The sequence below is a fragment of the Stenotrophomonas sp. 610A2 genome (assembly GCF_030549615.1).
In the GTDB taxonomy this organism is placed as follows: Bacteria; Pseudomonadota; Gammaproteobacteria; order Xanthomonadales; family Xanthomonadaceae; genus Stenotrophomonas; species Stenotrophomonas pigmentata.
In genome coordinates this window covers 3,477,012-3,488,977 of the sequence record NZ_CP130832.1, presented here as the reverse complement: position 1 = coordinate 3,488,977, position 11,966 = coordinate 3,477,012, and the positions used below count along the sequence as shown (strand labels likewise).

9 protein-coding genes are annotated in these 11,966 nt (G+C 64.2%); 6 read left to right on the top strand and 3 right to left on the bottom strand.

The genetic code is table 11. The features are described 5' to 3' along the window. Positions 1-276: 276 nt before the first annotated feature. From Q5Z11_RS15590 to Q5Z11_RS15570, 5 genes are all read left to right on the top strand, one after another. A complete protein-coding gene (locus tag Q5Z11_RS15590; RefSeq protein ID WP_303747236.1) occupies positions 277-1,395 on the top strand; it encodes an efflux RND transporter periplasmic adaptor subunit in 1,119 nt (372 codons plus the stop codon). Beyond that, entirely contained in the window at positions 1,392-4,517 is a 3,126-nt protein-coding gene (locus tag Q5Z11_RS15585; RefSeq protein ID WP_303747235.1) for an efflux RND transporter permease subunit, read from the top strand. Before Q5Z11_RS15590 ends, Q5Z11_RS15585 begins: the two co-directional genes overlap by 4 nt. Then, the gene (locus Q5Z11_RS15580) at positions 4,510-5,046 is read left to right on the top strand and encodes a GNAT family N-acetyltransferase (protein WP_303747234.1); all 537 of its coding nucleotides are present in this window, start codon (positions 4,510-4,512) and stop codon (positions 5,044-5,046) included. Before Q5Z11_RS15585 ends, Q5Z11_RS15580 begins: the two co-directional genes overlap by 8 nt. Before the next feature lie 147 nt (positions 5,047-5,193). Continuing rightward, complete coding sequence (locus Q5Z11_RS15575) at positions 5,194-6,639, top strand: alanine/glycine:cation symporter family protein (RefSeq protein WP_405051704.1); 1,446 nt, start codon at positions 5,194-5,196, stop codon at positions 6,637-6,639. A gap of 15 nt (positions 6,640-6,654) precedes the next feature. Next, positions 6,655-7,494 (top strand): TrmH family RNA methyltransferase, encoded by an 840-nt coding sequence (locus Q5Z11_RS15570; RefSeq protein ID WP_303747232.1) that lies wholly within the window; start codon positions 6,655-6,657, stop codon positions 7,492-7,494. Between the two features lie 382 nt (positions 7,495-7,876). Here the strand turns inward: Q5Z11_RS15570 and Q5Z11_RS15565 are convergent, their stop codons facing one another. Next, complete coding sequence (locus Q5Z11_RS15565; protein WP_303747231.1) at positions 7,877-9,298, bottom strand: M28 family peptidase; 1,422 nt, start codon at positions 9,296-9,298, stop codon at positions 7,877-7,879. Between the two features lie 252 nt (positions 9,299-9,550). On the opposite strand from Q5Z11_RS15565, the gene Q5Z11_RS15560 reads away from it, so the two are divergent. Continuing rightward, the gene (locus tag Q5Z11_RS15560; protein ID WP_303747230.1) at positions 9,551-10,534 is read left to right on the top strand and encodes a hypothetical protein; all 984 of its coding nucleotides are present in this window, start codon (positions 9,551-9,553) and stop codon (positions 10,532-10,534) included. 59 nt (positions 10,535-10,593) lie between these two features. Here the strand turns inward: Q5Z11_RS15560 and mscL are convergent, their stop codons facing one another. Together mscL and Q5Z11_RS15550 are read right to left on the bottom strand one after the other, a co-directional pair. After that, a complete protein-coding gene (mscL, locus tag Q5Z11_RS15555; protein ID WP_303747229.1) occupies positions 10,594-11,010 on the bottom strand; it encodes a large-conductance mechanosensitive channel protein MscL in 417 nt (138 codons plus the stop codon). Positions 11,011-11,068: 58 nt separating this feature from the next. Then, positions 11,069-11,773 carry a fumarylacetoacetate hydrolase family protein gene (locus tag Q5Z11_RS15550; protein WP_303747228.1) on the bottom strand — a complete coding sequence of 235 codons (705 nt, stop codon included), beginning with the start codon at positions 11,771-11,773 and terminating at the stop codon, positions 11,069-11,071. Positions 11,774-11,966 lie beyond the last annotated feature (193 nt).

The following is an 11,966-nucleotide window of genomic DNA, read 5'->3' as shown; positions in this document are numbered from 1 at the left end:
GGTCTGTAGGAGCGGCGTAAGCCGCGAAGCCGCCGCACCATCAGGCCCGAATTCATCTGCAATTGCAGCCGTTGCCCCCTCCCTTGCGCCGAAGGCGGAGGGGAGGGTTGGGGAGGGGTAAGCCTTTGGCCGCTGCCATCACCTGTGCAGGCCCCTGCCGAGCATGGCTCGGCACTACCGCTGCTCCAAATGAGGTGGTGCTCCCCCCCTAACGGCACATCCAGCCGTCATCTGACACCGCTAGACTGCCCGATCGTGTATCCGATGGGACTCTGTATGTTCGGGCGATTTGCCGTCACCGTTGCAGGTGGCACTGTCTTGGCGCTGGCGTTGGCCGGATGCAACCGCAAGAACGCCGATGCGCCGCAGCAAGCTGCCGGTGCGGTACTGGTCACTACCCAGGTCGTCGAAACCGCGCCCTGGAGCGATACCTTGCAGGCTAACGGCACTGCCAAGGCACGTGAATCCATCATCGTCACCGCCAAGGTCAGCGAAATCATCGACAAGGTGCATTTCGAAAGCGGCCAGCAGGTCGCTACCGGCGCCCCGCTGGTGACGCTGCGCGGGCAGGCCCAGCAGGCCGCGCTGGCCCAGGCCCAGGCCACCTTCTCCGAGGCTGACCGGCTCTACAAGCGCCAGCGTGAACTGGCCGCACAGCAGCTGGTCGCGCATTCAACGCTGGACACGCAGCAGTCCATCCGCGATGCCGCCGAGGCCCGTGTGCAGCAGATGCGCGCCGATATCGTTGATCGGCAGGTGCGTGCGCCATTCGCTGGCGTATTGGGTATTCGCCAGGTCAGCCCGGGTTCGCTGGTCACGCCGACCACGGCCATCGCCACCCTCGATGACATCTCGCGCATGCACGTTGATTTCCAGGTTCCGGAAGCGCAGCTGTCCTCGCTGCAGATTGGCGACAAGGTCAGCGGCAGCAGCATCGCCTATCCGGGGCGCACGTTTGAAGGCGAAGTCAGCACCATCGACGCCCGCGTCGATCCGGGCAGCCGTGCGATCACCGTCCGCGCCGATTTCGACAATGCCGACCATGCGCTGCGCCCGGGCATGCTGCTCGACGTGCGCCTGTTCCGCCCCGAGCGCGATGCGCTGGTGATTCCGGAGATCGCGGTGGTGCAGGTGGGCCGCGATTCCTATGTGTTTCGGGTCAAGCAGGACGACAGCGTCGAGCGCGCAGACATCAAGGCCGGCACCCGTCGTGCCGGGGTGGTGGAGATTGTCGAAGGGTTGAAGGCCGGCGATCGCATCGTTGTCGATGGTACTGGCAAGCTGCGCCCAGGCATCCGCATCCAGGATGAGAAGCCGGCCAAGGCCGCCGACGCGGCCGCGCCGCTGAAGCCGGCTGAAGTTGCCGCGCCGGCCAAGTTGGCGACTGCCGGATGAAGCTGTCCGACCTTTCGATCAAGCGGCCGGTGCTGGCCGTGGTGATGAGCCTGTTGCTGCTGGTGCTGGGCATCATGTCCTTCACCCGCCTGACCCTGCGCGAGCTGCCGGCGATTGATCCGCCCATCGTCTCGGTATCGGTGGATTACACCGGCGCCTCGGCGGCGGTGATCGAAAGCCGCGTCACCCAGGTACTGGAAGACGCACTGGCCGGTATCGAAGGCATCGATACCATCAATGCACGCAGCACCAATGGCCGTGCCTCGGTCAGCATCGAGTTCAACGCCAACCGCGATATCGAAGCCGCCGCCAACGACGTGCGCGATGCGGTCAGCCGCGTTGCCGACCGCATGCCGGAAGAGGCGCGGCCGCCGGAGATCGCCAAGGTCGAGAGCGATGCCGACCCGATCATCTGGTTCAACATGTCGTCCTCGGTGATGGATACGCTGGAGCTCAGCGATTACGCCGACCGCTACGTGGTGGATCGTTTCTCCAGCATCGACGGTGTGGCGCAGGTGCGCATCGGCGGCCGTCAGCGTTACGCGATGCGGGTATGGCTGGACCGTGACCAGCTGGCTGCGCGCGGCATGACCGTCAACGAGGTCGAAACCGCGCTGCGCAACGAGAACGTGGAGTTGCCGGCCGGCCGCATCGAATCGGCCGACCGCGATTTCACCCTGCGCGTCGAACGCAGCTACGTGGCCCCGGCCGACTTCGCCAGCATCCCGCTGGGCAAGGGCAATGACGGCTACGTGGTGCGGCTGGGCGATGTGGCCAAGGTTGAACTGGCCTCGTCGGAGCGCCGCGCCTATTTCCGCAGCAACGGCGAACCGGGTATCGGCCTGGGCATCGTCAAGACCTCCACGGCCAATGCGCTGGACGTGGCGCGCGATACCCGTGCCGAAGCCGAGCGCATCGGCCAGACCCTGCCCAAGGGCACGCAGATCTTCGTCGCCTTCGACAACACCACCTTCATTGAAGCCGCGGTGGAGCGCGTTTACGCGACCCTGGTCGAAGCGATGCTGCTGGTGCTGGTAGTGATCTGGCTGTTCCTCGGCAGCCTGCGCGCGGCCTTGATTCCCGCGGTGACGGTGCCGGTGTGTCTGGTGGCGGCCTTCATCGCGCTGTTCGCGTTTGGCTTCTCGATCAACCTGTTCACCCTGCTGGCGCTGGTGCTGTGTATCGGTCTGGTGGTGGATGACGCCATCGTCGTGGTCGAGAACGTGCAACGCCGCATTGATCTGGGCGAGCCGCCGCTGGTGGCCGCCAAGCGCGGTACCGCGCAGGTCGCGTTCGCGGTGATCGCGACGACGGCGGTGCTGGTGGCGGTGTTCCTGCCGGTCGGTTTCCTTGAAGGCAATACCGGGCGCTTGTTCCGCGAGCTGGCGGTTGCGCTGGCGGCGGCGGTGGCCTTGTCGGCCTTCGTCGCGCTGACGCTGACGCCGATGATGGCGTCCAAGCTGCTCAAGCCGCATAGCGAGCAGAAGGTCAGTCGCCTGCATGGCTTCATCAACCGTCAGTTGGAGCGGCTGTCGGCAGCCTACGGCCGTGTGTTGGATCGCCACGTGCAGCGTAGCTGGGTGTTCGGGCTGGTGATGCTGGGTGCGCTTGGCGCCAGCTGGGGTCTGTTCAAGCTGATTCCCTCGGAGCTGGCCCCGGCCGAGGACCGTGGCTCGTTCCAGATCATGATCGATGGCCCGGAAGGTGCCGGCTACGACTACACCGTGGAGCAGGTGCAGCAGGTCGAGAAGATCGTTTCCCGCTTCGTCGGCCCGGACGAACCCATTGTCCGCGCCAATCCGCGCGTGCCCGGTGGTTGGGGCAACAGCGAAGAAATGCACACCGGCCGCATGAGCGTGTTCCTGCAGCCGTGGCGCAATCGCAGCGAAGCCACGGTGGATGTGGCCAATGACCTGCAGAAAGAGCTGAATGACCTCAGCGGCGTGCGCGTGCGCACGATGGTCGGTGGCGGTCTGGTGCGCAGCATGGGCCAGCCCTTCCAGATTGTGCTCGGTGGCCCGGAATACGCCGAAATCGCACAGTGGCGTGATCGCCTGCTGGAGCGCATGGCTGACTATCCCGGTCTGGTTGGCGCGGATTCGGATTACAAGGAAACCCGGCCGCAGATGCGGGTCAACATCGACCGCCAGCGTGCGGCCGACCTTGGTATCTCGGTCACCGACATCGGCCGCGCGCTGGAAACCATGATGGGTTCGCGCCGCGTCACCACCTTCGTCGACAACGGCGAGGAATACGACGTACTGGTGCAGGCCGGCCGCGAAGGCCGTGCCTCGCCGGCCGACCTGTCGGCGATCCAGGTGCGGGCGCGCTCGGGCGAACTGGTGCCGCTGTCCAACCTGGTCACGCTCAGTGAAGTGGCCGAGGCCGGCAGCCTCAACCGCTTCAACCGCCTGCGTTCGATCACCATCAGCGCCAACGTCGCGCCGGGCCATACGCTGGGCGAAACCATCGATTGGGCCAAACAGGTGACCGCCGAGGAACTGCCGGAATACGCGCAGATCGACTGGAAGGGCGAATCGCGCGAGTACCAGAGCGCCGGCAGCGCGGTGCTGCTGACCTTCGCCATGGCCTTGCTGGTGGTCTACCTGGTGCTGGCCGCGCAGTTCGAGAGCTTCATCCATCCGCTGGTAATCATGCTGACCGTGCCCTTGGGCGTGCTGGGTGCCTTCGTTGGCCTGTACCTCAGTGGCGGCACGCTCAACCTGTTCAGTCAGATCGGCATCGTCATGCTGGTCGGCCTGGCGGCGAAGAACGGCATCCTGATCGTCGAATTCGCCAACCAGTTGCGCGATGAAGGCCGCAACGTGCACCAGGCCATCGTCGAGTCGTCGATGGTGCGCCTGCGGCCGATTCTGATGACCTCGATCGCGACCGTGGTTGGCGCGATTCCGCTGGTCGTGGCTGGCGGCCCCGGTTCGGCCAGCCGCGCCACCATCGGCATCGTGGTGATCTTCGGCGTCAGCGTGTCCACCTTCCTGTCGCTGTTCGTGGTGCCGGCGTTCTACGCGCTGTTGGCGCCGTACACCAAGTCGCCGGAAACCGTGGCCAACGCGCTGGAGAAGCTCGAGCGCGAGACACCTTCGGTTGGCGGCCATGCATGAGCCGCTGCTCGGCGGTCGCGTCCGGTTACGCCCCTGGCACGCAGGGGACCTGGACGCGCTGCTCGAGCATGCCAACGATGCGGCGGTATCGCGGGGGCTGAGCACGCGCTTTCCCTATCCGTATACCCGCGCCGATGGCGAGGCGTTTCTGGCGGGACAGGTGCTGGACCTGCGGGGGCAGGTGTTTGCACTGGAGATGGATGGTCAGGCCTGCGGGGGCATCGGCGTGACCCAGGGCAGGGACGAGCGGCGTCATTCGGCATCGCTGGGTTATTGGCTGGGCCAGCGCTATTGGGGGCAGGGCATCATGACCGCGGTGGTCGGCGCCTATGTGCCGTGGGTGATGGATACCCTGGCGCTGACACGAATGTCCGCACAGGTGATGGCCGGCAACCCGGCCTCGGCGCGGGTGCTGTTGAAGAATGGATTCGTGGAGGAGGGCACCGAACGCCAATCGGTGCTCAAGGACGGGCAGTTGCATGACATGCGCTGCTTCGCCCTGATCAGGACTTTGCTGAAATTGGCGTAAAGGCCGTGCACAGCCAAGCTTAATCGTGGAAAAATCGGTCAGCCCCGGGAGTCCGGGCTTTGGCTACCTTTCAGCTTTCCGGGGAATTACGTGGAATCCATCGTCGAATCGATCAACGGCATCATCTGGAGTAATGCGCTCATCTTCATGTGTCTGGGCGCCGGTCTCTGGTTCAGTGTGCGCACCCGCTTCATGCAGATCCGGGGTTTTGCCGAGATGTGCCGGCTCACCATCCGCGGCGAGAAGTCCGATGCGGGTGTCTCATCGTTCCAGGCGCTGGCCATGTCGATGGCAGGGCGCATGGGTATCGGCAACATCGCCGGCGTGGCCACGGCTATTGCCTATGGCGGACCTGGCGCGATTTTCTGGATGTGGGTGATGGGCTTCCTCGGCGCATCCACCTCCTATGTGGAGTGCACGCTGGCACAGATCTACAAGGTCAAGGACGGCGAAGGCCGTTACCGCGGTGGCCCGGCGTATTACATTGAAAAAGCCATGGGCTTGAAGTGGTACGCGGCGGTGTTCGCCGTGGCTACCGTCATCGCTGGTGGCTTCCTGCTGCCGGGTGTGCAGGCCAATGCGATTGCCGACAGCGCGGTCAACGTGCTTTGCACTGGTGCCGACGCCTGCGCCTCGGTGGGCGGCACGGCAAGCATGAAGCTGTGGATCGGCCTGGCCGTGGCAGCACTGCTGGGCATCATCATCTTCGGTGGCGTGAAGCGCATTGCCAGCTTCGCCGAAGTCATCGTGCCGTTCATGGCACTGGGCTTCATCCTGATGGCGATCGTGGTGATGATGCTCAATGCCAGCAAGGTGCCGGCGATGTTCTCGGACATCTTCTCCAGCGCATTCGGCGCGCACGCGGCTTTTGGCGGCATCATCGGCCAGGCCATCGCCTGGGGCGTCAAGCGCGGCATCTACGCCAATGAGGCTGGCCAGGGCACCGGTCCGCACGCCGCTGCCGCCGCCGAGGTATCGCACCCGGCCAAGCAGGGTTATGTGCAGGCTTTCGCCATCTATTTCGACACCATGCTGGTCTGCACCTCGACCGCGTTCCTGGTGCTGTCCACCGGCATGTACAACGTGTTCCGCGAAGTGACCGAAGGCGGCGTGACCAAGCTCGAAGCCATCATCACCGGCGTACCCGGCGTGCAGCCCTCCGAAGGTGCCCTGTTTACCCAGGCAGCGGTGGAGTCGGTGTTGCCTGGCTGGGGGGGGGGCTTTGTGGCCCTGGCGCTGTTCTTCTTCGCCTTCACCACGATCATGGCCTATTACTACATGGCCGAAACCAACCTGACCTACCTGGCTGGCAGCAACCGCACCCATCCGGCGGCTACCCTGGTGCTGCGTCTTGGCATCATGGCGATGGTGGTGTTTGGCGCTTACCACAATGCGAAAATGGCCTGGGCGCTGGGTGATATCGGCGTGGGCTTGATGGCCTGGCTGAACGTCATCGCCATCCTGATCCTGCAAAAGCCTGCCATGCTTGCACTGTCCGACTATGAGCGGCAGAAGAAGCTTGGCCTGGACCCGGTCTTCGACCCCGATGCACTGGGCATCAAGAATGCCGAATTCTGGCGTAGCAACAAGTAATTCAAAGGAACCGCTGTGAGTAACCCCTGGAACAACCGTCGCCCTTCTTCGCGGCCACCCCGCGCAACCCCGGCTGCGCCGTCAGCCGCACGTGAAGGTGGTGACGGTGTACCAGTACGCGGCGGCGATGAAATGCGCCTGTACGGCTTCAATGCCGTACAGGCGATGTTTGCCAAGCGCCCGCAGGCGCTGCGCAAGCTCTACCTGGCCGAGGACATGATCCAGCGCCTGCAGCCGGTGCTGAAATGGTGTGTGGCCAACCGCGTGGGTTACCGCGTGGTTGGCGATGGCGACCTCAACAAACTGGCCGCCACCACCCACCACGAAGGCCTGGTGGCCGACGTGCAGAAGCAGGAACCGCTGGCGCTGGCGACCTGGCTGGCATCGTTGAAGGACGGTCCTGCGCTGGCCTTGTGGCTGGACGGCGTGGGCAACCCGCACAACTTCGGCGCGATCCTGCGTTCGGCCGCACATTTTGGTGTTGCGGCAATCCTGTTGCCGGCTGACTCGACCCTGGCCCTGTCCGGCGCTGCCGCGCGCGTCGCCGAAGGTGGCGCCGAATCGGTGCCGCTGGTCCGTCTGCCAGCGCTGCCGCAGGCGGTTGCGCAGCTGCGCGATGCCGGCTTTGGTCTGGCCGCGACCCTGGTGGCCGATGGCGACAACGTCTTCACCACCGAGCTGCCGGATCGCATGGTCTACGTGATGGGTGCGGAGGGCGAGGGCATGGACCGCGACTTCGCGCAGAGCTGTGACCTGCGCTTGTCGATTCCCGGAAGCGGCGCAGTGGAAAGCCTGAATGTGGCCTCGGCCACCGCGGTATTCCTGGCCAGCTGGAACAGCCGCAAGCAGCGTTGAAAAATACGGTGGTGCCGAGCCATGCTCGGCAGAGGCCTTCGTAGCAAAGCCAAACTGTAGTGCCGAGCCATGCTCGGCAGGGGCTTTCCCAGCAAAGCCAAACTGTAGTGCCGAGCCATGCTCGGCAGGAGCTTCACCAGCCAGCCAACAGCTTACCCCTCCCCAACCCTCCCCTTCGCTGCGTGAAAGGGAGGGGGCAACGGCCGTAGTGCCGAGCCATGCTCGGCAGGGGCTTTCCTAGCAAAACCAAACCTGTAGTGCCGAGCCATGCTCGGCAGAGGCTTTACCGGTAGAGCCCCTGCCGAGCATGGCTCGGCACTACGGAAACCAAAACAAGAAAGGCGCCCTGCGGCGCCTTTCTTGTTTTCAACAAGCCCGAAAATCACTCCCGCGGCGGCACCACATCCTTGGCTTCGCTGCCGAAACTGCCCTCGGACTCCGCCGCCAGATAGGCAAACACGGTGTAGGCAGCCACGTTCTGCGCCAATGCCTTCGGGTCGATCTTGTCCAAGGTATCGTCCGGGGTGTGGTGCAGATCGAAGTAATCGGTCCCGTCCTGCGCCAGCCACGCCCAGGCGCCGCCCTTGGCGGCCAGCGGGCCTACGTCGGGGCCGGGACCACCTTCGTTGGCGCGGTACTCAATGCCCAACGGCGCCAGTGCTTCGCCGATCTGACGGGTGGCTTCACGCGACTCGGCCGGGTTGCCCGAACCGGTGTTGAAGGCATAGATGCGCCCCGCGCCGAAGTCGCTCTCGGCGGCGATATGCTGCTGCACGACCTCGCCAGCTGCCACGCGCGCTGCAGCATAAGCCTTGCCGCCGTACAGCCCCTGCTCTTCGTTGGCGAAGGCGATGACGCGGATCGTGCGCTTGGGCGCCTGCTTGAGCTGACCGATCAAATGGCCAGCGGCCATGGTGATGCCTACGCCCGCGCCGTCATCGATGGCACCCGTGCCCAGGTCCCAGGAATCCAGATGGCCACCGATCACCACTACTTCCTTGGGCAGGCTGCGGCCGGTGATTTCGCCGATCACATTCTGCGAGGTGTAAGTGCCATCCCAGCCGCAATCCAGCGCGATGCGGATACGGGTGGCGCCGCGTGCGACCAGACGGTTGAGCTGGTCGGCGTCAGGGCCGGACAGCGCCGCCGACGGCACGGGGGTCAGGCCTTCGTCATAGCGGGTGATGCCGGTATGCGGCATGCGGTGCGAGTCGGTACCGGCCGAGCGCATGATGAAACCGACCGCACCCTTGCGGATCGCCTCCGACGGACCACGGCTACGCACGCTGCCGCCGATGCCATAGTCCTCGCCGTTGCGCTTGCGGGTCATGGTGAAGTCGATGTAGGCGATCTTGCCCGCCAACGAACCCTCTGGGGCAGCCTTCAGCGCGTCCAGGCCCTCGAAACGCACGACTTCGGCTTCAACCGTGCCGGCCGGGCTGCCGCCGAGTGCGGTGATGGTCAGCGGCTGCGGGTGCGCGCCCAACACCGAGGCGTGCTCGCTGCGGCGTTCCCACTTGGGGAAGGTGACCGGCTCGGTCCAGACCTTGTCGAAGCCCAGCGCCTTGAACTTGGCCTTGGCCCATTCCACCGCGCGCGCATCGGCTTCGCTGCCGGCCATGCGCGGACCGATTTCGGTGGTCAGCGATTCAACCACCTGCCACGCGGTGTTGTCGGCCAATGCCTGCTCACGCAGTTCGCCAGCCTTGGCCAGCGACTGCTGCGGGATATGGGTAGGCGCTGCGTTGGCAGCGGCCGAGGTGCACAGCAGTAGAAGGGCAAGGGAAAGAGCACGGCGACGCATAGTCAATTCCAAGGTGATTTGTCCAGTCAGGGTAACAGTGAGTGGATGTAGGCGGATGTGCCAGTTGGTATGGGGCAAATAACAGGATCGACGCGAGGGTTTGTCCTATGACGGTGCTGCAGCGCATCGGTTAGGCCGCTTTTCAGCTGAAAAGCGCTACAGGATGAGCAGGGTTTTCCCGGTGTCGGCGGCATCGCGCTGCGCGCGAGTCTGGGCTTTCCACCGATTGGGTGGATGAATCAGGACGTTGTAATGACATTGAGCAACAGGGCTGCAGGTACGCTGTTGGTGGCGATGCTGGCAGCAATCGCAGGAAGGGCGCAGGCGCATTCGCTGGACGATGTGCGTTTTACCGGCCCCTTGCTGACACCGGGGCCGTCAACGCTGCCGCAAGGACGGTTCTATACCCAGCCCTATCTGATACAGACGCACACCAGCGGACGCTATGACAACAACGGTGACCGGCACACGCTGGGCGAGTCCAGCGACACAACGCTGCTGAGCGTGATGATCAGCGCTGGTTTCACCGAGAATCTCACCGGTGAACTGGTACTGGACAGTGCCAGAAGCAGCCAGGGCGGGCAGCACAGTGACGGATTTCGCATGGCGGACGGTGCGCTGCGACTACGCTATCTGATGCGTGAAGGTGATGCGCTCGCTGGCAAGGCGGAGTACGCGGTAATGCTTGGTCAGTCATTGCCCACAGGGCGCTATGACGGCTTGGGTGACAATCTGCTCAATGGTCAGGGCAGCGGTGTCTCGCGCAGCAACCTGTCGGTGCTGGGGCAGAACTACTACTGGCTGCCGAATGGGCGGCCGCTGCGTTTGCGTTGGCAGGCCCGCTGGAGTCCGTCGCCGCGGGATGTGTCAATCACTGGTGCCAGCGTGTATGGCACCGATCGCAGTTTTCGCGGGCATGTCAGTCCGGGGCCTGCGCTGAGTGCGGCGCTTGGTCTAGAATACAGCATCAACCACAACTGGGCGCTTGCGATGGATCTGACCGCAGGCAGGCAATCCGGGAGCGTGCTCAATGGCAGCGCTTTGAGTGTGGCTGGGCAACGGGAGCAGGTGGTGCGGCATGACGGAGCCAGCCGGAGTTTCAGCATCGCGCCAGCGCTGGAGTACAACGTCAATCACCAGTTGGGTTTCCTGGTCGGGGTGCAGGCCTCGTTGCCAGGCGGGCGCAACAGCGATTCCTATATCAGCCCGCAGGCATCGATGACCCTGCTGTTCTAAGCCATGCAAACGACAACGGCCGGGAATTCCCGGCCGTTGTCGATACGCCTGCTGATTGCTCAGTGCTTGTTGAGGCTGTCGCGGATTTCGCGCAGCAGCAGTACTTCTTCGCTCGGCTCAGGCGCAGCGGCCGGTGCTTCGGCCTTCTTGCGTGAGAGGCGGTTGACCACCTTGACCAGCATGAAGATCGCGAAGGCGACAATGATGAACTGGATCAGCGTGTTGATGAAATCGCCATAGCCGATCACCACGGCGGGGATTTCCTTGCCATCGGCGCCGATCTTGGCCGGTGCCAGCGTCCAGGCCAATGCCGAGAAATCGACATTGCCGATCAGCCAGCCGATCGGCGGCATGATCACTTTGTCCACCAGCGAGGTGACGATCTTGCCGAACGCACCACCGATGACGACACCGACCGCGAGGTCGATGACGTTGCCGCGCATCGCAAATTCCTTGAATTCGCTGATCATTCCCATGTGTTTCTCCTGTGCGTACGTAAGGGGGAGCTGGCGCAGCGTACTCCAACGCCTGTCATCAGACGATCACGCCGTCGCGTTGTGCGATGTTTCCGAGGCGCGCACTGAAGCGATCACCGCGTTGCAGGGCGGCCACGCCGGCGGGGGTACCCATGAAGACAAGGTCGCCGGCACGCAGTGCATAGAGCTTGGACAGCTCGTGCAGGATATCCGGGACATTCCAGATCATCTGGTCCAGCGTGGACTTCTGCCGTACTTCGCCATTGATTTCCAGTGACAGCTCCAGCGGCGCCAGGGCACCCACCTCGGATGCCAGCACGAGGCTGCTGACCGGAGCGGAATGGTCGAAGCCCTTGGCGATATCCCAGGGGCCGCCCTTCGCCTTGGCAGCGGCCTGCAGGTCGCGGCGGGTCAGGTCCAGGCCTACGCCGTAGGCCAGTACCAGCGCCATCGCATCTTCCACGGCGAGCACGCCGGCAGGTGCATCCTTGCCAAGTGCCACGACCAGTTCGACCTCATGGTGCAGATCGGAGGTGGCGGACGGGTAGGGAATCGCGGCATCGCCAATGACCACGGCATCGGCGGGCTTCATGAAGAACATCGGCTGGCCGCGCTCGCTGGCCGAGGCGGGGGCGGCAGCGCCCATCTCGCGTGCATGGTCGGCAAAGTTGCGGCCCACGCAATAGATGCGGTGCACCGGGAACGTACCGCCACCGGCGACCGGGATGCGGGGCAAGGGCAGGGCAGGGATCAGATCAGTCATGGTTGCGTCCAGGTGAAACGACGCAAAAGTCTAGCGGACGGAGCGGGTGTGTGGAGCGCGCATTGCTCAGCGGCAATGCCGATTTGTAGGAGCGGCGTAAGCCGCGAAGCTGATAACCGATCCGATTGTGGATATACCGCTGGTTCCAGCAATGCCGGCTTCGCGGCTTACGCCGCTCCTACAGTCTGACGGC